This is a genomic window from Oceanobacillus sp. FSL W8-0428 (genome assembly GCF_038004405.1).
GTDB lineage: Bacteria > Bacillota > Bacilli > Bacillales > Amphibacillaceae > Oceanobacillus > Oceanobacillus sojae.
This window is the reverse complement of the sequence record NZ_JBBORB010000001.1, coordinates 4,359,826-4,384,293: the sequence shown is the minus strand read 5'-3', so window position 1 is coordinate 4,384,293 and position 24,468 is coordinate 4,359,826. Positions and strand designations below refer to the sequence as shown.

At 37.8% G+C, this 24,468-nt stretch carries 26 protein-coding genes; all 26 read left to right on the top strand.

Annotation, left to right across the window (positions count from 1 at the left end; all coding sequences use genetic code 11):
• The first annotated feature begins 109 nt into the window (after positions 1 to 109).
• The 26 genes from dprA to fliP all read left to right on the top strand — a co-directional run bounded on the left by dprA (position 110) and on the right by fliP (position 24,442).
• Positions 110 to 997 (top strand): DNA-processing protein DprA, encoded by an 888-nt coding sequence (gene dprA / locus MKY30_RS21125; RefSeq protein ID WP_341085289.1) that lies wholly within the window; start codon positions 110 to 112, stop codon positions 995 to 997.
• A gap of 431 nt (positions 998 to 1,428) precedes the next feature.
• Positions 1,429 to 3,507: a type I DNA topoisomerase gene (gene topA, locus MKY30_RS21120; protein ID WP_147209558.1), complete on the top strand. Its 2,079-nt coding sequence runs from the start codon at positions 1,429 to 1,431 to the stop codon at positions 3,505 to 3,507.
• Between the two features lie 479 nt (positions 3,508 to 3,986).
• Positions 3,987 to 4,952, top strand: a complete 966-nt coding sequence (xerC, locus tag MKY30_RS21115; RefSeq protein ID WP_341085669.1) for a tyrosine recombinase XerC — start codon at positions 3,987 to 3,989, stop codon at positions 4,950 to 4,952.
• Between the two features lie 148 nt (positions 4,953 to 5,100).
• On the top strand, positions 5,101 to 5,646 hold the full coding sequence (hslV, locus tag MKY30_RS21110; RefSeq protein WP_147209557.1) for an ATP-dependent protease subunit HslV: 546 nt from the start codon (positions 5,101 to 5,103) through the stop codon (positions 5,644 to 5,646).
• Positions 5,647 to 5,807: 161 nt separating this feature from the next.
• Positions 5,808 to 7,205, top strand: a complete 1,398-nt coding sequence (hslU, locus tag MKY30_RS21105; protein ID WP_341085287.1) for an ATP-dependent protease ATPase subunit HslU — start codon at positions 5,808 to 5,810, stop codon at positions 7,203 to 7,205.
• Between the two features lie 29 nt (positions 7,206 to 7,234).
• Positions 7,235 to 8,014 carry a GTP-sensing pleiotropic transcriptional regulator CodY gene (gene codY, locus MKY30_RS21100; RefSeq protein WP_077601158.1) on the top strand — a complete coding sequence of 260 codons (780 nt, stop codon included), beginning with the start codon at positions 7,235 to 7,237 and terminating at the stop codon, positions 8,012 to 8,014.
• Positions 8,015 to 8,674: 660 nt separating this feature from the next.
• Positions 8,675 to 9,067, top strand: coding sequence for a flagellar basal body rod protein FlgB (flgB, locus tag MKY30_RS21095; RefSeq protein ID WP_147209555.1), 393 nt, complete (start codon positions 8,675 to 8,677; stop codon positions 9,065 to 9,067).
• A gap of 2 nt (positions 9,068 to 9,069) precedes the next feature.
• Complete coding sequence (gene flgC / locus MKY30_RS21090; RefSeq protein WP_341085284.1) at positions 9,070 to 9,525, top strand: flagellar basal body rod protein FlgC; 456 nt, start codon at positions 9,070 to 9,072, stop codon at positions 9,523 to 9,525.
• A 20-nt stretch (positions 9,526 to 9,545) separates the two neighbouring features.
• Complete coding sequence (fliE, locus tag MKY30_RS21085; RefSeq protein WP_147209553.1) at positions 9,546 to 9,848, top strand: flagellar hook-basal body complex protein FliE; 303 nt, start codon at positions 9,546 to 9,548, stop codon at positions 9,846 to 9,848.
• Positions 9,849 to 10,148: 300 nt separating this feature from the next.
• Positions 10,149 to 11,762 carry a flagellar basal-body MS-ring/collar protein FliF gene (gene fliF / locus MKY30_RS21080; protein WP_341085282.1) on the top strand — a complete coding sequence of 538 codons (1,614 nt, stop codon included), beginning with the start codon at positions 10,149 to 10,151 and terminating at the stop codon, positions 11,760 to 11,762.
• Positions 11,763 to 11,774: 12 nt separating this feature from the next.
• Positions 11,775 to 12,785 carry a flagellar motor switch protein FliG gene (gene fliG / locus MKY30_RS21075; protein WP_147209551.1) on the top strand — a complete coding sequence of 337 codons (1,011 nt, stop codon included), beginning with the start codon at positions 11,775 to 11,777 and terminating at the stop codon, positions 12,783 to 12,785.
• Positions 12,778 to 13,515 carry a flagellar assembly protein FliH gene (gene fliH, locus MKY30_RS21070; protein ID WP_341085279.1) on the top strand — a complete coding sequence of 246 codons (738 nt, stop codon included), beginning with the start codon at positions 12,778 to 12,780 and terminating at the stop codon, positions 13,513 to 13,515. The genes fliG and fliH overlap by 8 nt, the downstream gene beginning before the upstream one ends.
• On the top strand, positions 13,512 to 14,822 hold the full coding sequence (gene fliI / locus MKY30_RS21065; protein WP_156986074.1) for a flagellar protein export ATPase FliI: 1,311 nt from the start codon (positions 13,512 to 13,514) through the stop codon (positions 14,820 to 14,822). The genes fliH and fliI overlap by 4 nt, the downstream gene beginning before the upstream one ends.
• Before the next feature lie 13 nt (positions 14,823 to 14,835).
• Positions 14,836 to 15,282: a flagellar export protein FliJ gene (gene fliJ, locus MKY30_RS21060; protein ID WP_156986075.1), complete on the top strand. Its 447-nt coding sequence runs from the start codon at positions 14,836 to 14,838 to the stop codon at positions 15,280 to 15,282.
• Positions 15,283 to 15,287: 5 nt separating this feature from the next.
• Positions 15,288 to 15,935 carry a MotE family protein gene (locus MKY30_RS21055; protein ID WP_341085276.1) on the top strand — a complete coding sequence of 216 codons (648 nt, stop codon included), beginning with the start codon at positions 15,288 to 15,290 and terminating at the stop codon, positions 15,933 to 15,935.
• A 67-nt stretch (positions 15,936 to 16,002) separates the two neighbouring features.
• The gene (locus MKY30_RS21050) at positions 16,003 to 17,799 is read left to right on the top strand and encodes a flagellar hook-length control protein FliK (protein ID WP_156986077.1); all 1,797 of its coding nucleotides are present in this window, start codon (positions 16,003 to 16,005) and stop codon (positions 17,797 to 17,799) included.
• A 38-nt stretch (positions 17,800 to 17,837) separates the two neighbouring features.
• On the top strand, positions 17,838 to 18,347 hold the full coding sequence (flgD, locus tag MKY30_RS21045; RefSeq protein ID WP_341085274.1) for a flagellar hook assembly protein FlgD: 510 nt from the start codon (positions 17,838 to 17,840) through the stop codon (positions 18,345 to 18,347).
• The gene (locus MKY30_RS21040; RefSeq protein ID WP_147209545.1) at positions 18,347 to 18,712 is read left to right on the top strand and encodes a TIGR02530 family flagellar biosynthesis protein; all 366 of its coding nucleotides are present in this window, start codon (positions 18,347 to 18,349) and stop codon (positions 18,710 to 18,712) included. Before flgD ends, MKY30_RS21040 begins: the two co-directional genes overlap by 1 nt.
• Positions 18,713 to 18,799: 87 nt before the next feature.
• Entirely contained in the window at positions 18,800 to 19,657 is an 858-nt protein-coding gene (flgG, locus tag MKY30_RS21035; protein WP_147209544.1) for a flagellar basal body rod protein FlgG, read from the top strand.
• 56 nt (positions 19,658 to 19,713) lie between these two features.
• A complete protein-coding gene (locus MKY30_RS21030; RefSeq protein WP_147209543.1) occupies positions 19,714 to 19,932 on the top strand; it encodes a flagellar FlbD family protein in 219 nt (72 codons plus the stop codon).
• A complete protein-coding gene (fliL, locus tag MKY30_RS21025) occupies positions 19,925 to 20,344 on the top strand; it encodes a flagellar basal body-associated protein FliL (RefSeq protein WP_147209542.1) in 420 nt (139 codons plus the stop codon). Before MKY30_RS21030 ends, fliL begins: the two co-directional genes overlap by 8 nt.
• Positions 20,345 to 20,375: 31 nt before the next feature.
• Positions 20,376 to 21,368, top strand: coding sequence for a flagellar motor switch protein FliM (gene fliM / locus MKY30_RS21020; RefSeq protein WP_147209541.1), 993 nt, complete (start codon positions 20,376 to 20,378; stop codon positions 21,366 to 21,368).
• On the top strand, positions 21,358 to 22,590 hold the full coding sequence (gene fliY / locus MKY30_RS21015; RefSeq protein WP_341085272.1) for a flagellar motor switch phosphatase FliY: 1,233 nt from the start codon (positions 21,358 to 21,360) through the stop codon (positions 22,588 to 22,590). Before fliM ends, fliY begins: the two co-directional genes overlap by 11 nt.
• Before the next feature lie 27 nt (positions 22,591 to 22,617).
• A complete protein-coding gene (locus MKY30_RS21010; protein WP_147209539.1) occupies positions 22,618 to 22,980 on the top strand; it encodes a response regulator in 363 nt (120 codons plus the stop codon).
• 135 nt (positions 22,981 to 23,115) lie between these two features.
• A complete protein-coding gene (fliO, locus tag MKY30_RS21005; RefSeq protein WP_198048623.1) occupies positions 23,116 to 23,784 on the top strand; it encodes a flagellar biosynthetic protein FliO in 669 nt (222 codons plus the stop codon).
• Positions 23,777 to 24,442: a flagellar type III secretion system pore protein FliP gene (fliP, locus tag MKY30_RS21000; RefSeq protein ID WP_077601177.1), complete on the top strand. Its 666-nt coding sequence runs from the start codon at positions 23,777 to 23,779 to the stop codon at positions 24,440 to 24,442. The genes fliO and fliP overlap by 8 nt, the downstream gene beginning before the upstream one ends.
• Positions 24,443 to 24,468 lie beyond the last annotated feature (26 nt).

The following is a 24,468-nucleotide window of genomic DNA, read 5'->3' as shown; positions in this document are numbered from 1 at the left end:
AGTATGCTTTAAAGAAGCCTGTCAGAATATGAAGCTTCTATCTTACTGTTAGATAGAAGCAAAATTCTGTCCAGGCTTCTCATTTTAGGTGAAAGGGGAATTATATGCATTGAATAATCATATTGATCGACTAGACTTCATTCATCTCAGCCGGTGCCGTTACGCTACCCGGGCTTTTATTCGAAAATGGCTTGAAATAGATTCTGATTTAAAAAAGATTTATCAAATTTCCTCTCAAGAATTGTCAAAAAATATTCAAATTCCTCAGAAAAAAGCACAAATCCTCTTGAAAGACCTTCATAATAACATACTACAAAAGAAGATTTTGGCAGAAATAAGAGATTTTCATATCATCACTTTAGTTGACGAATATTATCCCAGTATGTTAAATACAATTAAAGACGCGCCGCTAGTTTTATATGGAGCAGGAAATCCCGGTCTTTTAAAAAAACAGCCGACACTTAGTGTTATTGGTACAAGAAATCCATCTAATGAAGCTTTTAGAAAGCTTAAGTTTACCGTAACTCCTCTTATAGACAATAAATGGGTTATTGTCAGCGGGATGGCCCGGGGAATTGATAGTATGGCACATCGCTTGACGTTAGAGCGGGGAGGAAATACGATTGCTGTTTTGGGCAGCGGATTTCATTCAATATATCCACGAGAGCATATTCCTCTGTACCAACAAATAGCAAGAGAAGGGCTGGTTCTATCAGAGTATCCTCCTGACCAGCCGCCTCAAAAATATCATTTTCCAGAAAGAAATCGGATTATAAGCGGTTTGACAATGGGGACTTTAGTTATTGAGGCAATGAAGAAGAGCGGAACAATGATTACTGTTGACCAAGCTCTGGATCAAGGAAGAGATGTGTTCGCTGTACCGGGTAATCCATTTTTAAAGCAGTCCACAGGTTGTAATGAGCTTATTCAAAATGGCGCAAAATTAATCCAATCTGCCGAGGATATTTACACAGAGTGGAATTATTTTCATAAATAAAGAAAGTATTGACTTTTTTCATAAATTTATTTTCGGGCTAGAGATGCAGCTGTCTAGCTCCAAGTGCCAAAACTAGGGAGCTAACACGTAAGCGCCCTATGATAAAGAAGACTTGGCGATGAGCAATCCGTCAGGCGCAGACAGAGCTTTAGTCAAACTTATGCCCTGAGGGTGAATGTCATCATCAGTTCGAGGTGAAGGAAAGCCGACTAACCCCGGGCTAAAGACTAACGTCGGCATACCCTAAAGGGGCGTGATTCCTTTATCTCAGTAGTGTCGCTCCACGCTCCAATCTCTGCGTTTTTAAACGGGTGCTCTGCGCATTTCTTGAATTATTCAATAAATAGTGTTTGACAAAATCGTATTCTATCTATAATATTAGGAGCGATTTCTATTCGTAAATTGTCAACCTCATTATGGGAGGAACGTACATGTCAGATTATCTTGTTATCGTTGAATCGCCAGCAAAAGCGAAGACGATTGAACGGTATTTAGGAAAAAAATATACAGTAAAGGCTTCCATGGGGCATATTCGTGATTTGCCAAAAAGCCAAATGGGAGTAGATGTAGAAGAAAATTATAAACCAAAGTATATTACTATCCGGGGAAAAGGAGATATACTTAAAGACCTAAGAAAATCAGCAAAAAAAGCAAAAAAAATATATCTTGCAGCCGATCCGGATCGTGAAGGAGAAGCGATTGCATGGCATTTAGCGCATATTCTTGATGTTGATGAGAATTCAAAATGCCGTGTGGTGTTTAATGAAATTACGAAGGACGCCATTAAAGAATCCTTTAAGCATCCCCGTCCAATAGATTTAGACTTAGTTGATGCACAGCAGGCGCGCCGTATTCTTGACCGGTTAGTAGGTTATAACATCAGTCCTATATTATGGAAGAAAGTGAAAAAAGGATTGAGTGCAGGACGTGTGCAGTCTGTTGCTTTAAAAATGATTATTGATCGAGAAAAAGAAATTGAGAATTTCAAACCTGAAGAATATTGGTCCATTGATGCGGTATTTGCAAAAGGGAATGAAACATTTGAAGGATCTTTTTATGGTGTTGATGGTAAGAAAACAAAGCTTAAAACAAAAGAAGATGTTGATGAAATTAAGAAGAAGCTGAATGGGAAAGAGTTTACGGTTAACAGTGTGAACAAGAAGGAAAGAAAACGAAATCCTGCACTTCCATTTACTACTTCATCACTTCAACAGGAAGCAGCAAGAAAACTTAACTTCCGGGCGAAGAAAACAATGATGATCGCTCAACAATTATATGAAGGAATTGACCTGGGCCGTTCTTCCGGAGGAATTACAGGCTTAATCACATATATGCGTACCGACTCCACACGAATTTCAGATGGAGCCAAAGAAGAAGTTAAAGGCTATATCAAAGAGAATTATGGAGAAAGTTTCCTTGGCAAACAGGGCCCTGCCAAAAATAAGAGTGGTGCCCAGGATGCACATGAAGCAATTCGTCCGACATCGACCTTACGTGACCCAAAAGAATTAAGGAATATTTTATCAAGAGACCAGCTTAGACTGTATAAGTTGATTTGGGAACGTTTTGTTGCTAGTCAAATGGCTCCGGCAGTAATGGATACAATGACGGTGCACTTGTTAAATAACGGAGTAGAGTTTCGTGCAACCGGTTCAAAAATAAAGTTTAAAGGCTTTATGAAGGTCTATGTAGAAGGAAATGACGACAATAAAAAAGTAGAAGATAAAATATTACCTGAGCTGGAGGAAGGTATAAAGGTTGAATCCAAAGAAGTGAAACCGAATCAGCATTTTACTCAGCCGCCTCCACGCTATACAGATGCAAGGCTGGTAAAAACAATGGAAGAAATGGGCATAGGCCGCCCATCTACTTATGCTCCGACTCTTGATACAATTCAACGCAGAGGTTATGTATCTATTGATAATAAACGGTTTATTCCTACTGAACTGGGTACTATTGTCTGTGAGCTTGTGGAAGAATTTTTCCCGGAAGTTATTGATGCAGAATTTACTGCAAAAATGGAGACAGATTTAGACTCTATAGAAGAAGGAAAAACAGCCTGGATTCAAATTATTGATGCATTTTATCAAGACTTCAGCAAACGGCTTGAAAAAGCAGACGCTGAAATGGAGAAGGTAGAAATACGTGACGAGCCTGCTGGTATCACTTGTGAGGAATGCGGTCACGAAATGGTGTATAAAATGGGACGATACGGCAAATTCCTGGCATGTTCCAATTTCCCTGATTGCAGAAACACAAAGCCTATTTTAAAGAAAATCGGTGTCACCTGTCCGAAGTGTCATAAAGGTGAAGTAGTAGAAAGAAAATCAAAGAAAAAAAGAACATTCTATGGCTGTGATCAATTCCCGGAATGTGATTTTGTCTCATGGGATAAACCTATCGCCAGAAGCTGTCCGAAATGTGACTCCATGCTTGTTGAAAAGAAAAGTAAAAAAGAAACGCAGGTTCAATGCTCGAATTGTGAATATAAGGAAGTTGCACAGAAATAGCTGATTATTTAATTAGCTATTTTTGTTGTGAGTGGAAAATATGGATTTGAAGATAACAATCTGGTTTCAAAGGTAATAACAAATATAAGAACATTAAAGTTGACTTAAAATACATTTGTTATTATAATCACTAGTTGGTAAGGTAATTACCTTTACAGAAGATAAACGATACGCCAAATGAAAATATTACCTTCAATTATTTGAACAGTTATTCATATCCCTTAACTTTAGAGAGATTCTTATACTATAGCGGGTGATTCTCTTCAATCATTTCACAGATAAATAAGGCAGAGGGGATATATATAACTTTTAATTACCTGGTTACCTGTTTCTTCATTTCATTGAATTTTCTTAAACGTAAGCACCTTTCAGAATTTTATTACAATTTCGTTAAATTCATTGCATTCTAATATGGATTATGCTATGCTTTATCCGTTATACGATGATGAGGTGAATTCTTTGTGAAATTAAAAGCATATATGGATCAATTTATAGAGTATTTACAAATTGAAAAAAATGCCTCACCGTATACTGTGCAATATTATCGGAGCGATTTAGAAACATTCGAAGCTTTTATGCAAAGAGAAGGCATAAATGATTTAAGAGAAGTAAGTTATCGGGAAGTCCGGATATTTCTCACAGAATTATATGATGCTGCATTAAGCAGAAGGTCTGTTTCCAGAAAAATATCTTCGTTAAGAAGTTTTTACCGTTTTTTAGAACGGGAAAATCTCGTTCTGGAGAATCCGTTTAAACAGCTCACTTTGCCTAAAGCAGAAAAGCCTGTACCTGGTTTTTTATATGAAGAAGAATTGGAGAATCTTTTTTGTGTGAGTGATTTGACGTCGAACCTGGGACAGCGTGATCAGGCGCTGCTGGAGGTTTTGTATGGAACCGGAATCCGTGTCAGCGAATGTCAGCAGCTGCAGCTGCAGGATATTGATTTTTCAATAGGAACTATTTTTGTCAAAGGAAAAGGACGTAAAGAGCGTTATGTTCCTTTTGGCAGTTTTGCAGCAGCTGCTTTAGAAAAGTATTTGATTAATGGAAGGGAAAATTTACTGAATAAATCAAATAACATGACAGAGAATGTATTTCTAAATGCAAGAGGAAATCCGATAACAACAAGAGGCATTCGTACTGTTTTAAATAAAATAGTAGAAAAAGCTTCTTTAAATATTCAAATACATCCCCATAAACTCAGACATACATTTGCAACACATATGCTGAATGAGGGGGCCGATTTAAGGTCAGTACAGGAATTGTTAGGGCATGAAAGTTTATCCTCTACACAAATATATACACATGTTTCTAAAGAGCATTTGAAGAAGGCTTATATGAAAAGCCATCCGCGCGCAAGTGAGAATCTAAAGCGAAGAGCGCCCGTTCAGCAACGTACGAACTGGACCGAGGCGCAGGAGATAAAGGAAACACGACGACAGTAGGAGTCGATGTTGACTTATCGTACGGAGCTGAGGGAAGTTGCGGTAGTTGTTAGGCGCTCGGAGCTGGATGCAGCTATTCTCGAAACAGAAATAAATTCTGCAAAATTGTATTCTTACTTTACTATTAAAAATTAGATGAGGTGGATATATGGATTCCCAAATGCACGCCACAACTATATTTGCAGTGCAGCATAATGGAAAGTGTGCAATGAGCGGTGACGGTCAGGTTACACTGGGTAATGCCGTTATTATGAAGCATACTGCAAAAAAGGTAAGGACTTTGTATAATGGTAAAGTTCTGGCAGGTTTTGCCGGTTCTGTTGCAGATGCTTTCACGTTGTTTGAGAAATTTGAAAATAAGTTACAGGCTTTTAATGGTAATTTGACAAGAGCAGCTGTTGAATTGGCACAAGAATGGCGTTCTGATAAAGTTCTTAGAAAACTGGAGGCTATGCTGATAGTAATGAATAGAGAGAATATGTACCTTGTATCCGGTACAGGTGAAGTTATTGAACCGGATGACGGTATTTTAGCTATTGGTTCTGGAGGCAATTATGCGTTAAGTGCAGGCAGAGCGTTGCTTCAAAAAGCACCTCAGCTGTCTGCTGCTGAAATTGCACAGACAGCATTAGAAATTGCAGGAGATATTTGTGTGTTTACCAATGATCAGATTACATTAAAGGTGTTAGAATAAAACTATAAATAAGTGTTCAAAAACAGATCAGCAAAAAAGATTAAAGCTTATCATTTGGGGTTACGAATATTTTCCTAAATGATAAGCTGCTGATTTTTTGGACTTTTCTTTAAAGTGATTGCATGCTTTTAATGAGGTCTTGATAAAGGAGGATACTTTTGATGACGGCAAACTTAACGCCAAAGCAAATTGTGACTCAGTTAGATCGATATATAATAGGGCAGAAGCAGGCCAAGAAATCTGTGGCTGTAGCTCTTAGAAATCGTTATAGACGCATGAAGCTGGATGAAGATTTTCAAGATGAGGTTGTGCCCAAAAATATTTTAATGATTGGGCCGACAGGTGTAGGAAAGACTGAAATTGCAAGACGTCTTGCAAAACTGGTAGGTGCCCCATTTATTAAGGTAGAAGCTACAAAGTTTACCGAAGTTGGTTATGTCGGCAGAGATGTTGAATCAATGGTTCGTGATTTAGTTGAAAAGGCTGTTCGAATGGTTAAAGAAGAAAAGATGGAAGATGTTATGGACTTAGCAGTAGAAGAAGCGAATCAAAAGCTTATAAAATTGCTCGTCCCTCAAACAAAATCAAAAAATTCTGCGAAAAACCCCTTTGAAATGCTGTTTCAAGCTTCTGGTTCAGAAGAAGATCAAGAGGATGATACTTCTAATGAAGAATCAGAAATTAAATCAAAGAGAAAGCGGATAGCTCATCAATTAGCTTTAGGCGAGTTGGAAGACCATTATGTTTCTGTTGAAATCGAAGAAATTCCACCTTCTATGTTTGACATGCTGCAAGGATCGGGAATGGAACAAATGGGGATGAATATGCAGGATGCTTTCGGTCAGTTTATGCCCAAGAAGAAAAAGAAACGCAAATTGACGGTTTCAGAGGCGAGAAAAGTGCTGACCCGTCAAGAGGCACAAAAGCTTGTCGACATGGATGAGGTCACCCAGGAAGCCATTAAACGTTCTGAGCGGACAGGTATCATTTTCATTGATGAGATTGATAAAGTGGCTGGAAAACAGGAAGGCTCTGCGAATGTTTCCAGAGAAGGTGTACAAAGAGATATTCTGCCGATTGTGGAAGGATCAACAATTGTCACCAAACATGGAACACTAAAAACAGATCATATCCTGTTTATCGCAGCAGGAGCTTTTCACATGTCTAAGCCATCTGATTTGATTCCTGAACTGCAAGGCAGATTTCCGATTCGTGTAGAGCTAGAAAAGCTTACAATCAATGAATTTAAGCAAATTTTAACAGAGCCTTCCAATGCTTTATTAAAACAATATAAGAAAATGCTAGAAACAGAAGGTATAAAACTTAAATTTACGGACGAAGCTATAGAAAGACTTGCGCAAATTGCTTTTGATGTAAATCAGAATACAGATAACATTGGAGCACGCAGATTGCACACTATCTTAGAAAAATTATTAGAAGACCTATCCTATGAAGCTCCTGAAATTTCAATGACAGAAGTTGAAATTACCGGAGGGTATGTTAATGATAAGCTTTCGACTATTGCTCAAAACAAGGATCTCAGTCAATTTATACTATAATTTAAAATTCTAAAATGGAGGAATATCAAATGGATTTATTAACTAGAGCAAGAAAAATTAATGCAATGTTACAAACAGCAACAGGGAAGTCGGTAAACTTTAATGAAATGTCAGCGTCATTACGTGACGTGATTCGCGGGAATGTCTATATTGTCAGCCGACGCGGAAAATTATTAGGTGTCGCAGTAAATCAAGAGGTAGAAAATGATCGTATGAAATCAATGCTTGAAGAGAAGCAATTTCCTGCAGAATATACAGAAGGATTACAGGAAATCCGCGAGACTACTGCAAACCTTGATATTGACAATAAGCACACAGTGTTTCCTGTTGAAAATAAAGAATTATTTAAAGATGGCTACACTACAATCGTCCCAATTATCGGTGGTGGAGAACGTCTTGGCACATTAATCATTGGCCGCGTAAATGAAACATTTAATGATGATGATTTATTATTGGCTGAATATGGGGCAACTGTAGTAGGTATGGAAATTCTTCATGAGAAAACAGAAGAAATTGAAATGGAAGCTCGAAGCAAAGCTGTTGTACAAATGGCAATTAGCTCTCTGTCTTATAGTGAACTAGAAGCAATTGATCATATTTTTGAAGAATTAAACGGAAAAGAAGGCTTATTAGTTGCAAGTAAGATTGCTGACCGTGTAGGGATTACACGCTCTGTAATTGTTAATGCACTACGTAAGCTGGAAAGTGCAGGAGTTATTGAATCCCGCTCTCTGGGTATGAAAGGAACTTATATTAAAGTATTAAATGATAAGTTCTTAGTAGAACTGGAAAAAATCCGTACACGCTAAATAAACTGTTAAAAAGCAGTGGAGGAATATTCTCTCACTGCTTTTTTTTGTGTGAGAAAATGATTGGAAAAGTTTCAAAATCGTTCTTCTGTAAAGGTCTATGATGAATAAATCAGATTTAATTATGATTTTCGGGTATCACTGCAACAGGTTATGAGGAAAAAAGTAAGGGCTGTTTCAAAGGAGAACTTAACGCAGTGCAGTAAAATTCTTAATGTAAAACATTTAAGAAAAAGTGAAAATGGAAGCTTCCTAATGTGTAATAAGAAATAAATATATATTTATAGTAAATTAGATTTAAATATAATTTAAAATGAGTATATTGAATTCCTGAGCAAGAAAGGGTAAAATGAAAAAAGAGGTCTAATTACCTGTTTTTTGATCGGAATTTGATATATAGCTTTATTTTAATTAAAAAGTCTTATTCATTTATGCTGGCAAAAGTGAGGTTAATTTTATTTTCTGTATTATTTTGTAATAATTTGTTACAAAATATCAAGAAGTTGGGTGTTTTGTTCTAGTCCGAACGATTCATTTTGATATTTGTCAAGAATTATGTAGAAATTGCATAGACTTTATCAATCACTTAATTTAAAATTAATTCGTATAATGAATATCTTTTATGGGTGTTAATGTTAAAAAAGAAGGTGTGAAATACAAATGGATTTATTTAGTGGAACTATTAGCCAGTTAGAAAATTCGATACAGTATGCTTCTGCAAAGAATAATGCTATTTCCAATAACATTTCAAATGCAGATACACCGAATTATAAAGCTGAAAAAGTAAGCTTTAGATCTGCTTTAGAAAATGAACTGGGTGCTCTTCAAGCAAAAAAAACTAATGAACGTCATTTGAGCTTTAATGATGGAGAAAATAAAGCTTTTCGTATTGTAAAAGATTCATCAACTACATATAATCATAACGGTAATAATGTCGATATTGATAAAGAAATGTCAGAACTGGCTAAAAATCAAATCTATTATAATAGTCTTATTGATCGTATGAATGGGAAATTCAGCAGTTTACAATCAGTTATCCGAGGAGGAAATTAAAATTGTCTATCTTTCAGTCGATGAATACCAGCGCAAGCGGACTAACATCTCAAAGACTGCGCATGGATTTAGTATCTTCCAATTTGGCAAATGCGCAGACAACCCGGGCTACACAGAATGCAGACGGGGAATTCGAGCCATATCGTCGGAAAATGGCTATCTTTGGTACGGGACAGCCTTCATTTAAGCAAATGTTAAAATACGCTGAAGGTGGCAATAACTCTGGTGATGGTGTGAGAGCTACAGGGATTGTCGAGGATCAGACGCCATTTGAGCTTGTATATAATCCGGAGCATCCAGATGCAAATGAGGATGGCTATGTAGAGATGCCCAATGTGGATCCTTTAAAAGAAATGGTTGATATGATGAGCGCTTCCCGTTCTTATGAAGCAAACGTGACAGCTTTCAATGCCAGTAAAGGAATGCTGATGAAAGCATTAGAAATAGGAAAAAACTAAAATAAAGGTGGTATAGTGGAATGAACATAGCTGGAACTAATTTTCCTTCTTTGAATGAAATTGGAAATGATCAACCTTCGCGTATAACTCCAAACGAAGTACAAAGTAATTTCTCCTCCATGTTAAAAAGTGCTATAGAGGATTTAAATCATATTCAATTAGAATCGGACAAGCAGACAGAAGGATTAGCAAATGGTAATGTGGAGAACCTTCACGATGTAATGATCTCAGCTCAAAAAGCAAGTATTACACTGGAAACTGGAGTACAGGTACAGAGAAAAGTAATTGACGCATACAACGAAATTATGCGAATGCAGGTGTAAAGATAATTATAAGAGGATGTTAAAAAAGTTCCTAAATGACAAGCATTGGAATAATGAATTACGAATATCATATAGCTGGTGCATAAGTCACTATGACGGTGTGAAGTTAATACAGAACTGGAGCCTGGACTGTGGTTACCAATGTTATCAGATTAATATAATTTAATTCTGATGACAATTAAACTAACTGGCGAAAGTTTATGGGTACTCGTCTGATGAAATTTGTTTCCATATTTTGGAATGAATACCGTAAGTAATAATAAAGATTACAGTTTTTTGAATTTAGTGAGGGTAGTGTATATGAAAGAGAGATTACAAAGATGGAGAGAATCCACTTTTACTTTTTGGAAATCCAGATCTAAGGGACAAAAAGGAACAATGATTGGTGGAGCAGTTCTGATCATTATGCTGATTGCTGCGATGGTTTTCTTTACTGCAAATACGAAATTTGTTCCTCTGTATAATAATTTATCCCTGCAAGAGGCTGGCCAGATTACAGCTGAGCTGGATACGAGAGCTGTTCCATATGAGCTTGAAAATGGCGGAGCCTCTATTCTGGTTCCTGAGGAACAGGTTGATTCGTTATTATTGGAGTTTGCTTCTATGGGTCTTCCAAGCAGCGGAAGTATAGATTATTCTTTTTTTAGTGAAAATGCCTCCTGGGGTATTACAGAGAATGAATTTAGTGTTATGAAACTGGATGCAATGCAAACTGAACTTGGGAATTTGATTTCCGGTATCGATGGCATACAAGATGCAAATGTCATGATCAACATGCCAGAGCAGCCTGTATTTGCTGATGAAGCATCTGGAGAAGCAAGTGTTGCTATCATGCTGCATACACAGCCAGGATATCAATTTGAAGGAAATCAGATAGAAGGACTTTATCATCTTGTATCGAAGGCAGTCCCTAATTTAGATCCGGAAGATATCATCATTATGAACCAGTACTTTGAATACTATGATCGGGATACGCAATTTGCCGGAGGTCAGGATACATATTCAAATCAGCAATCTATTAAGAAAGATGTAGAGCGGGATATTCAACGAAGATTACAGCAGATGCTCGGTACAATGTTAGGAAATGAAAATATTGTTGTTTCCGTTACTGCAGATATTGATTTTTCACAGGAGAATCGAACAGAAGACTTAGTAGAGCCTGTCGATTTAGAAGCAATGGAAGGTATTCCTGTCAGCTTAGAAACGATACAAGAGTCTTATGCAGGCCAGGGAGGCCCGGATGGTGTTGCGGGCACTGGAGAGGAAGATGTTGCTAACTTTCCTGCCGGTGATGGTGACGACGGTGAATACGAATTAGATAAAGAAACCATTAATTATGAGTTTAACCGTATCCGTCGTGAGATAGTAGAAAGTCCTTACCAAGTCAGAGACCTTGGTATACAGGTGGCGGTTAACAGCGCAAGACAAAGTGCAGATGGAGAAACAGAATTTTTAAACCAGCAAGAACAGACAGATGTTCAAGAAGGTGTCGAATCCATTTTGAATTCTATCATCGAAACATCGGTTGATGGTGATTTACAGGATGAAGAGGCCGGTGCTAATACATCGATTGTTTTCCAGGAATTCAGCGCTTCTGCCGGAGAACAAGAAGAACCATCTGGAGCAGGAATTCCTTTATGGCTGTATATTTCCGGCGGAATATTACTAATTGTCATAGTTATTTTAATAGTTATGCTCAGAAGAAATCGTGCTGAGGAAGAATGGTTGGAAGAAGAAATACAGGAAGAACAGCCATTAACATCTGTAACCAATAACGAGGAACCGGTTATTCCAGATCTTACTACCGCAAAAGATACAGAAGAAGTTATCAGGAGAAAACAGCTTGAGAAAATTGCAAATGAAAAACCAGAAGAATTTGCGAAATTATTACGGAGCTGGATGAATGAAGACTAGGAGGTTTTATTTATGGCAAGAAAAAATACACTCACAGGAAGACAAAAAGCAGCCATTCTCTTAATCTCATTAGGTCCGGATGTATCAGCACAAGTGTATAAGTATTTATCAGAAGAAGAAATTGAGAAGCTCAGCTTAGATATTTCCTCTGTGAAAAAGGTAGATTCACATTTAAAAGAAGATATATTAGATCAATTTCATCAGATTGCAGTTGCACAGGATTATATCTCTCAAGGAGGTATAGGATATGCCAAAACAGTTTTGGAAAAAGCATTCGGGAAGCAGGAGGCATCGAGCATTATCAATCGTCTGACCTCTTCCTTGCAGGTAAGACCATTTGATTTTGCAAGAAAGGCAGACCCGCAGCAGGTTTTAAATTATATTCAAGGAGAGCATCCGCAAACCATTGCGCTTATCCTTTCGTATTTAGATGCTGAGCAAAGTGGCCAAATCCTTTCTGCCCTGCCTAAAAATGTACAGGCAGATGTTGCCCGTAGAATCGCTACGATGGATTCAACATCACCAGAGATTATCAGCCAGGTAGAGCAGGTGTTAGAAAAAAATATATCTTCTTCTATGACTGAGGATTATACACAGACTGGCGGTATTCAAACGGTGGTAGAGGTGCTTAATGGAGTAGATCGTGCAACAGAGAAAACAATTTTAGATGCTTTAGAGTCTCAGGATCCGGATTTAGCAGAAGAAATTAAGAAAAGAATGTTTGTATTTGAAGATATTGTTACCTTGGATAATCGTGCCATTCAGCGTGTCATCAGAGAAGTGGATAATGATGATTTACGATTAGCTCTTAAAGTTGCCAGCAATGAGGTGAAGGATATTGTGTTCAATAATATGTCTGAACGTATGGTGACTACCTTTAAAGAAGAGATGGAGTATATGGGACCAGTGCGCTTAAAAGATGTAGAAGAGGCACAAACACGAATTGTCAATGTAATACGTGGTCTGGAAGAAAAAGGAGAAATTGTTATCGCGCGAGGCGGAGGAGACGATATTATTGTCTAGTTACAAAAAACAAATATCGATTAAACCGATTGAATCCATTGTTCCGCCGGCAGATACGCATCAAGAGGACGCAAATAAAGTGCATCAGCAATTATCTGAGACCATTTTATTACGAAAACAAGAGTTAGCCTCTATTGAAGAGCAGCAGGACAAACGGGTTGAAGAAGCTGATAATCAGATAAAAGAAGCTCGCAGCAAGTGGGAAGAAGAAAAACAAAAGTTAATTGAGGAAGCACAGGAGCAAGGATTTCAAAAAGGATATGAGGATGGAAGGAAAGAGGCTTTTCAGCAGTTTGAAAGTCGGCTGAACAAAGCTAATCATATCATTGATATAGCAAAAGAGGATTATCATCAAACCTTGGAAAAGCAAACAGAAAGCATTGTGGAGATATCCATGACAGTTGCGAATAAAATCCTGCATCAGGAGTTAAAGGGAAAACCAGATTATATTATGGAATTAATCAAGGCGGCGATTGAAGATGTGAAGTCCCAGCCGTCCATTACAATCATTGTTCACCCGGATTATTATGAAGAGGTTCATTCTCATCAGGATGAGCTGCAGCGTCTAATAGGCGACGATACTAAGCTGTCTATCCATGCAGATGTACATATCGAGTCAACAGACTGTATTATTCAATACCCTCATGGGCAAGTGGAAACAAGTGTCAATGCACAGCTGCAGAAAATAAGAGAGGCCTTGATGGATTATGTTATGGAGGATATGCAATGAATACAGAGGCGCTCATCTCAATAATTGAAAAAACTGATTCATATAAACGATTTGGAAAAGTTACTCGCGTAGTAGGCTTAATGATTGAATCAGAAGGGCCGGCTGCGAATATTGGTGAGGTTTGTTACATACATACCAGTACAAACGATGGTAATCTCATTTTAGCAGAAGTAGTAGGCTTTCAGAACGAAAAAATTATTTTGATGCCTTATCGGGAAGTTAATGAAGTTGGTTCAGGCTGTTTAGTGGAGGCTACTGGAAATCCATTAATGGTGAAGGTAGGAAGAAGTCTGATAGGTCATGTATTAGATCCTTTGGGAAAGCCGCTTTCTGATTCTGAATCATTACCAAAGGGCTTAACAAGATACCAGACGGAGAGAAAGCCTCCTAACCCGCTTTCCCGCCCGACAATCAGACAGCCATTACAAATTGGTGTGCGGGCTATTGATGGATTTTTGTCAATGGGAATCGGTCAGCGTGTCGGCCTGTTTGCCGGTAGCGGTGTCGGAAAAAGTACACTATTAGGAATGATTGCAAGGAATAGTAATGCGGATGTAAATATTATTGCACTGATTGGGGAGCGTGGAAGAGAGGTTCGTGAATTTATTGAGCATGATTTAGGTGAAGAGGGATTAAAAAAATCCATTATTGTTGCAGCAACCTCTGATCAGCCTGCACTCATGCGAATTCGCGGAGCATATACAGCGACTGCTATCAGTGAATATTTCAGAGAACAAGGATTTAATGTGAATTTAATGATGGATTCTGTTACACGTGTTGCTATGGCACAGAGAGAAATTGGTTTAGCTGTTGGCGAACCGCCGACGACAAAAGGATATACTCCAAGCGTATTCTCTATTTTACCTAAGTTGTTAGAGCGGGCCGGCACGGATGAAAAAGGCTCAATAACTGGATTTTATACGGTGCTGGTTGATGGAGATGACATGAATGAACCGATTGCTGACGCAGTAAGAGGTATTCTTGATGGTCACATTGTTCTGGACCGTAAAATTGCAGAAAGAGGTCAATATCCCGCAATTAATGTTTTAAAGTCAATCAGCAGGGTGATGAATGTTATTGCAACAGATGAGCATAAACAGATAGCGACAGGTTTAAGAACACTTCTTGCAACGTATGAAGAAAATAATGAGTTAATCTCTATTGGCGCATATAAAAAAGGAACAAATCCTGAGGTAGACTTAGCTGTTTCATCTTATCCCAAAATTGTTTCTTTTTTAAAACAAGGGGTGTATGAGCAGGTAAGCTTTGAAGAAACCGTTCAAATGATGAGAAATCTGGTTGAATAAAGGAGTTGTTTTTATGGCTGGGATATCCAGTTTAGCAAAGATAAGAGATATACATGATAATGAGAAGCAAATAGCTCAGAAGGCTTATGCGCAGTCACAAGAAACGTTCGAGAAGATTGCTACGGAGCTGTATAATCTATTGCAGAAAAAAGAAGTTGCAGAGAACTCCTTTGAAACTGCCATTCAAGCGTCTACATCGATCGAGAAAATAAAAGAACAGTCTGCCTATATTGAGAAACTGACAAATCAAATTCAAACTGTCCAGCTTTTAGTTCAAAGAGCAAGAAACGATATGAATAAGAAACAAAGCAAATTATCTGAAGCTTATATTGAATATAAAAAATATGACAAGATTATTGAATTGAAAAAAGAAGAAGCTCAAGCAATTGTAAGAAGACAGGAAGCCAGTTTTATGGATGAAATGTCAATGCAACAGTATCTGAGACAAAAGCAAAGGTGAAAAAAATGAAGAATAAAAAACAAAGCGAAACAGAAGTTCAAAAGTCTTCAAGTGGTGTCTTTATGAAGCTGTTTTTAATAGCTATGCCACTCTTTATCCTGGCTGTCATTGTTGTTTTTGTTTTACATATTGCAGGATTTAATACGTTGGATTGGCTGAAGGAACAGGGGAAATCCATTCCTGTTGTTGGAGAAATGTTCATAGATGATGAAGAAAAAAATGCTGGCAATGACATCCAGGCACTACAAAATCAGCTGGAAAGCAAAGATAAAATTATTGATAACAAGGATGAACAAATTCAAGGTCTTGAGGATACCGTCACTGAACTGGAAAGCCAGATCAACAGTTTGCAGGATGAACTGGAAGAAACAGCAAGTGCTGATGCAGAAGAAAATGCGGATGGAGAGCAAGAGGTAGAACATCCGCAAGGGCAGGCAAATGCTTCAGAAAAAAGTTCTATGACGAAAACGCTGGAAGGTATGAAAAGTAAAGAAGCAGCCGCTATCCTCGAAAATTTAGAGGATGATTTAGCTGTTGATATTTTAGAAGAAATGTCAACGGGTGATCGCGGTGATATTTTACAGAAAATGGAATTGGAAGCAGCGACAACCTATACCAAAATGTTGATTGAGCTGGACGTAGCTGTTCCTTAATAAATACAATTTTATGTTAGAATCATAGATTTTCTTTATTTATAAAAAATTGAAGGGAGGTGAATAAATGAATCCGATGATATTAAGTATGCCTGAATTTATGCTTTCCAATCAGAAGATGCATACCGGACAGGGAATGAACCAGAATTCGGGTTTCCGTGATTTATTATTACGGCAAACAGTACCAGTATCCGATGATATATCAGTCCCAATGCAAGAAAATAAGAAGAAACAGCTGGATAAAACGTATCAACAGCTGAAGGAGCTATTACCAGATGAAGTACTCGCTATTTTGCAAGAAAATGATGGCTTGCAAGAAGAAATACTTACATTAGTAATGCAAAGCTTATATTCTCAACAAGAAGTTTCTATGGATGATAATGACGAGCAGCAGAAATTACTTATTCAAAAACTGCTTAAACAGCATCTATCTCCTTCAGAAGAAAAAGCAGATTTACAGGGAGCTGCAGATATTTACAATGAAATAGTAAATCTGTTGCAAAGTGTAGGTGAAATGGCGGTTATAGATGATACAGCAAGTCTGTTAGCAAAATTAAAGCAGGATTGGGATCGGTTTTTCCAGGAAAATCCTGAGTTGGATAAAAAAGAAGCTTTGGACGATATTCATCAGTACATGCAAAGAGCTGACTCATTCATTTTTAGTCAGACAGTAAACCAGATGGTTTATCAATTGCTTGATGCCAATCTGCCTGAAGGAACAGAGACAAATGATGAATTGAATCCTAAAGCAGTAGAGGTAAATAAAGCTTTGCAGGATTTAAATCAATTCATATTAAGAGCTGATTCTGCAACAGCAGAGCAAATGGTAAAGCAGATCGCTGATTTATTCAAAGAGTCAGGTTTAATGGAAGAACAATTGTTGAAGGATATTGGAAGCAATGCTGGACAAGCTGCCAACCAACCGGCAGAGGATAATAGGCAAGCAAGAATACAGCAATTAATACAAGTCATAAGCCAACAGATGGAAAAAGCTAACCCTGCAGTTGCTGAACAGACGGTAAAGCAAATAATGAAACAATTGCAAGACTGGAAGCTGGTAGAACAAATACTGATTCAACCGCAAAAAGCAGTTAGATCTGAATTAGTTATGGAAGGATCACAGCGCACAGAAGCCAGAATAGTAACATGGCTGCAATCAATTTTTAAAGAGGTAGCTCCAGGAGTTATTAAGCAGAACAGTAATGTTAATTTTGCAGATCAAACAGAAGCTCAATCGGCAAAAACAGTATCTGAAGCTGCACAGCGTATAGAGCCGAAATTAGCTGCCTGGCTGCAAACAACTATTCAAGGTGCATCTCCAAATGTTTTCAGACAAGAGAGCCTGCCTATCTCAAAAGTAGAGCAATTTATTGTCAATATGGGGCAAACAGATTTGTCAAAGGCTTTATCAGGAAAAGAATTGATTGATAAGATTGAAAGTCTTGTTCAAAGCCAGCGTCTGCACAACTTTGTACAAGGACAAAATCCGATATCTATTCAATTAAGGCCAGATAATTTAGGGGAAATGACAATCCGTTTTGTTCAGACAAATGGTGAATTGACAGTACAGATGCTCGTATCCTCTAAGGCCGTAAAAGAAGTATTAGAATCTAATCTGCATCAGCTGAGAAATGTATTTTCTCCGCATCAGGTAACTATTGAAAAGCAGGATAATGTGATGCTTTCCAACGGAACGGATGCATCTAAAAATTCGAAAGAAAATCAAAATGACCAGCAGCAGGCAGATCATTTTGAAGAGTCTTCTGAGTCAAATGAACAGGAGCAATATTCTGAAACAGAGTCATTTGAATCGTTTATGGAGAAGCTATTATCTCAAAATGAAGAAGAACAGATACAGAGTTGACCTAGCTTGTAATGGCTCTTATCCATTTTTGAAAGGCGGTGACAATAATTACTTCCATAGATCCATCTTTATATTTAAGTAATCAATCGACGCAAAGGGCACCTTCATCTGAATTAGGAAAAGATGAATTTTTAAAATTATTGGTTGCGCAAATGCAAAATCAGAATCCAATGAACACAATGGATGAAAGTGAATTTATTGCCCAAATGGCAACTTTTTCTTCCTTGGAGCAAATGATGAATATGTCAAAGTCGATGGAGCTACTGGTTAATAATCAGCTTGTTTCTCCAGCTATCCAGTATAGCCATATGATCGGCGAAACGGTGAATTATAGAACATTTGACGAGGAAACAGGAAGAGAAAAAGGTATTGAATCAAGTAAAATTGTTTCTGTATCTCAGCAGGATGGATGGGCTGTTTTCCATTTGGAAAATGGTAAGAAAATCTATGCTGATACAGTGATTGAGGTAGGAACATCAGGACAGGAAACAGATGATGAATCAGAAAATAATGTAACAGGCCCTTCTGAGAATGAGGAGGAAAAATAATGGTTCGCCCAATTCAACCAATCGTACCAGCTATATCACAGGAGCAATATATACAAAAAGCGGCACCGAAAAAGGGAAATGTATCCTTTGGCGATATTCTCCAACAGCAACAAGGACTGGCTGTCAGCAAGCATGCAGCAGATCGAATGCGGGAGAGGAATATCCAGTTTAGCAACAAGGAATGGGAATCTATTCATGAGAAAGTAAAAGAAGCTAAACAAATGGGAGTTAAGGATGCTTTGGTTGTTGTTGATGGAAGCGCAATGGTTGTCAGTGTCAAAAATAATACAGTGATTACTGCGTTGAATCAATCCGAGGCAGATAAAAAAGTATTTACTAATATCGATGGAACAATTTTATTGTAAATTCAAAAAGGCTGGACCCTTTAAGGGAAGTCTGTAACCGCGGAATGACAGAAGCGGTCAAATTAAAAGGAAAAAGGGGAAATAATCATGTTACGTTCAATGTATGCAGGTATTTCAGGAATGAAAAATTCACAAACAAAATTAGATATTATCGGAAATAATATTGCTAACGTTAATACCAATGGTTATAAAAAAGCAACGATTAATTTTCAGGATATGCTGAGCCAAACTTCATCAAGAGCACAGGGTGCTGGCGGAAATCGAGGCGGTGTTAATGCCAAACAGGTTGGTCTTGGTTCACAGCAAGGAGCGATTAATAATGTCCATACACAGGGATTTACGCAAACTACAAATTATCCGTTAGATTTTATGATTGATGGAGATGGTATGTTTGTTGTAGGCGGTGGTCAGGTTACTGGTGAAGGGGCAGGAGCAACAGTGACAACCAATCCAAATGATAGATACTATACACGTGCCGGGAGCTTTGGTTTTGATGATAACGGATATATTGTAAACGCGGAAGGTCTTTATTTATTAGATAGCGAGGGAGAAGCTATTCAGGTTCCACCAGGTTCACAGGATTTCAGTATCTTAACAGATGGATCAGTTACGTATATAGATGCAGACGGAGAAGTTGTAGATAATAACGTTAATATAGGCTTGGCCCGTTTTTCCAATCCTAATGGTTTAGAAAAATTAGGCGGTAATTTGTATCGTGCAACAGATAACTCTGGTATAATGCCTGCCCCAGGAGGTGCAGAATTCTTTACACCGGAACAGGAAGGCGCCGGCGTACTTAGAACTGGTCAGCTTGAGATGTCCAACGTAGACTTATCCGAAGAATTCACTGAAATGATTACAGCACAGCGTTCATTCCAGGCGAACACCAGAATAATTACAACATCTGATGAAATTTTACAGGAGCTTGTTAATCTAAAACGATAAGCAAGGGAGGAAGGGGCTAGCCTGAACTAACATGCTCAGACTAGTCCCGATAAATCATGATTCGATTGACCCGATTAAATAATGAACCTTTTGTTCTTAATGCAATAATGATTGAGCAAGTTCAGGCCCATGCAGATACAAGTATTTCATTGTTAAATGGAAAAAAAGTGTTTGTAAAAGAAAGTGAAGAAGAAATTATTAAAAAGGTAACAGCCTTTTATCACGAGATTGGGTTTCCTGCACTTCCTTTAAAGGCAGGTGAAAAAGATGAGTAAAATATTAAAAATAGCTGTAACGTCAATCATTACTTTACTTGTTGGTGTTGTAGCTACGCTTATTATTGTCATCTATGTGAATGAACCGGAAGAAACATCCGGCGAGCAATCTATTGATGATATGGTCAGTCATTCCTATGAAACGCCGGAAGTAACAACAGATATTAAAGATGATAGATATGTACAGGTTCAGTTTCAAGTGATTACAGATGATAAAAAAGCGATGGAAGAATTACAAAAAAGAGACTTCCAAATCACCAATCTATTAATTAAAGAATTGGCTGTTATGGAAGAAGAGGATTTTCAAACAGGTCTTGATGATCTGGAGGAGACGCTGAAAACAAATTTAAATGAAATGATGACAGAAGGAACGGTTACCGAAGTATATACCATTAAGAAAATACTTCAATAGATTATATCATGCTAGGAGGTGACCAAATTTTATGGATGAGGTATTATCACAAAATGAAATTGATGCCTTGCTTTCAGCGATAACATCAGGAGAAATGGATGCAGAAGAGTTGAAAAAGGAAGAAGATGAAAAACGTATTCGCGTATATGATTTTAAAAGAGCGTTACGTTTTTCTAAAGACCAGATACGAAGCATTTCTAGGCTTCATGAAAACTATGCAAGATTGCTTACAACCTTTTTTGCTACGCAGCTCCGAACGTATGTAAATATAAATGTTACCTCTGTGGACCAGGTACCTTATGAGGAATTTATACGCTCTGTACCGAAACGGACAGTGCTTAATATTTATAGTTTGCAGCCGTTGGACGGAAATTTGATTATGGAAATTAACCCGAATATCGCTTTCGCATTATTGGAGCGGTTGCTGGGCGGAAAAGGTTCCAGTGATTCAAAAAAAAGCAGTCTGACAGAAATTGAAAAGCTTTTGCTCACACAATTGTTTGAGAAAGCTGAAGACAGTTTAAAAAATGCTTGGTCATCTGTTGCAGATATTGAACCGGTTTTAGAAGAATTTGAAGAGAACCCCCAATTTATGCAGATTGTTGCACCAACAGAAACAGTTGTTGTTGTTTCTTTAACAGCTATGATTGGAGAAGTATCAGGTATGATTAATATATGTATTCCGCATATTATTTTGGAACCAATTATACCAAAGCTCTCTGCAAGCTATTGGATGCAGACGAATAAAAATAAAGATGAAAAAAGTCTGCAAAGAATGTCACAGTATCTTCAAAATACGGATGTTGAAGTAAAAGCAATCCTTGGTGAAGCAACAATTAATATTGATGAATTTTTGAAGTTCTCTGCCGGGGATGTGATTGCATTAGATCAGCCGATTGATTCGCCGTTAAAGATGGCTGTGAATGATGAGTTTAAGTTTCTTGTGCAGCCAGGTAAGTATCGGCATAAAATGTCTGTTCAAGTATTAGAGGAACTGAATGGGGTGATGGAAAATGATGAATGACGGCAAGCTGTCGCAGGAAGAAATTGATGCACTGCTTAATGTATCTGAAAATAAAGAGGATGAAAACCAGCAGGAGCAAACGGGTGGGGACGAGTTCCTGACGAGTATAGAAAAAGACGCTTTAGGAGAGATTGGAAATATTTCCTTTGGAAGCTCCGCTACTACTCTGTCTACACTTTTAAACCAAAAGGTAGAGATTACAACACCAGCTGTTACAACAATTACAAAAGATGAATTAGAAGAAGAAGTGACATTTAAACCTGTAAGTGTTCAAGTAAATTACATAGAAGGCTTTACTGGCAATAATGTTTTTTTCATTAAATCAGAGGATGCAGCAGTAATTGCTGATATTATGCTTGGCGGTGATGGGACAAGCCCGGATAAGGAACTGAACGAAATGCACCTCAGTGCAGTTCAGGAAGCAATGAATCAGATGATGGGTGCTGCTGCCACAAGTATGTCCACAGTATTTAATAAGAAAATTGACATTTCTCCTCCGCAGATTATTCATGGATTGGGGAATGAAAGAAAAGAAGGTCTATTTGAAGATGACGTTTATGTCAAAGTCTTCTTTAAATTAATGGTTGGAGATTTAATAGATTCTAATATGGTACAGCTTGTTCCAATTGATTTTGCTAAAGAATTAGTACAGCAATTAATGAATCCGGCTCCTGCAGCTACAGAAGAAAGTCCGGCAGAAAAGAAGCCAGAGAAAGCAGCAGCAAGCGAACCGGCTGATATCTCTGAAACGAATGTAAATACAAGCTTAAATACTCCTTCAGCACCACTGCAGGAAAACATTCAAGCGGAAGAGTCTGTCAGCCGGACAGCAGCAAGCACAGAATCAACACATCAAAAAAATGATGACATTCTGGGCAGACACGGCAGCCTGCATGAAGCAAATATACAGGAGGCAGCTTTTTCAGATTTTAAACAGCCCCCTTTAAGCAGTCAGGGACAACGTAATTTGGATATGCTGATGGATATCCCTTTAAAAGTCACTGTTGAGTTAGGAAGAACAAAGCAGTCCATTAAGGAAATCTTAGAACTTGGAGCAGGATCCATTATTGAATTAGATAAGTTGGCCGGGGAGCCTGTAGATATTCTTGTAAATGAAAAATTAGTGGCTGAAGGGGAAGTTGTTGTTATCGACGAAAACTTCGGAGTACGTGTAACGGATATTGTTAGTCAGTTAGATAGAATTCAACATTTGAAAAAGTAGATTAGTATAATGAGGAGAGAGAAAAAAATGAGCAAAAAGATTTTAATCGTAGATGATGCAGCTTTTATGAGAATGATGATTAAGGATATTTTAACAAAAAATGATTTTGAAGTAGTTGCTGAAGCACAAGACGGTAATGAAGCTGTTGAAAAATTTAAGGAAAGTCAACCTGATTTAGTGACCATGGATATTACGATGCCAGAAAAAGATGGGTTGGCAGCTTTAAAAGAAATTCTTCAAGTAAATCCAGAAGCAAAGGTAATTATGTGTTCAGCAATGGGACAGCAGGCCATGGTTATTGATGCTATTCAAGCCGGAGCAAAAGACTTTATTGTTAAACCATTCCAGGCAGAACGTGTTATTGAAGCTATTCAAAAAGCACTTGGATAAGTAAACTTCATTTAGTGAGACGGATATATCTTTTCTCACTAATGAATGGGGGACAGCGTCCACCCGTATGAAGTGAAGGGGTATCACAGGGATGTATTTACTCCCCAAGTGTGTTTAAAAAGTGAGTTGACGAGATTGAAGAAGCAATCATGGCGTATATTTGTACTGGGAGCGGGAGTGTTGTTTTTTATATTGCTCCCGGTCAGTATAAGCGCAGAAACAAATGTGTTAGACTGCCTTGAAAATGGTGAGGAGTGTAACGATGAACAAAATATGGATAATGAGCAGCCGGATACGAATGAGGAAGACAGTATCCTGGAAAATGACAGTGGATTTTTGATAGAAGATGATTCTTCAAATACATCGATGGGCTGGCAAATTGTCCGGTTAATTGTTGGTCTGGCTCTGGTACTGGGGTTAGTCTATATCGTATTAAAGCTTTTAGGAAAAAGAAATGGGTTTAATCAGCAGCCAGGCCTCCTGCGCAATGTGGGTGGAGTATCTGTAGGAGCAAATAAATCTGTGCAAATTATCCGTGTTGGAAACAGATATTATCTTATTGGTGTTGGAGATAATGTGGAGCTGTTAGAGGAAATCGATGATCCTGAAACGATTGAACAGCTGATTGATCAATCGGAAGAAAAGAATCCGGATACCTTATCCTTATTTTCAAAAGGAAAAAATGAAAAATCTAGTAAGTCATCTGACAAATCCTTTAATCAATTACTTACTAGGGAGCTGCAGTCAATCCGCAAAAATCGCCAAGATCTTATTAAGAAGCATAAGGACGATTTAAATGAATGAATTTATAGATATATTTTCAGGTTCTGATCCAACGAATATAGCAACATCAGTGAAGCTATTGCTGTTATTAACGATTTTTTCTCTGGCTCCGGGAATTTTAATTTTAATGACCAGCTTTACACGGATTATTATTGTATTGTCATTTGTACGTACATCTTTAGCAACGCAGCAGATGCCCCCAAATCAGGTGCTCATTGGTATTGCGTTATTTTTGACTTTCTTTATCATGGCTCCGACTTTCTCAGAAGTCTATGAGCAAGGTTTGTCGCCGCTCTTTGCTGAGGAGATTACCTTGGATGAAGCTTATGATAATGCAAGTGTTCCTTTAAAGGAATTTATGGCACAGCATACAAGACAGAAGGATTTGCAATTATTCATGCGTTATACAGAGGCAGAACCTCCAGAAACCGTACAGGATATCCCTTTAACCACTTTAGTTCCTGCATTTGCAATCAGTGAATTAAAAACAGCATTTCAGATGGGTTTTATGATATTTATCCCATTTTTAATTATTGACATGGCTGTCGCAAGTATTCTTATGTCAATGGGGATGATGATGCTGCCGCCGGTAATGATTTCATTGCCGTTTAAGATATTACTATTTGTACTGGTGGATGGCTGGTATTTGATTACGCAGTCACTACTCGGTGGTTTTTAGATGAGATTCATTGAAGGGAGTAGAAT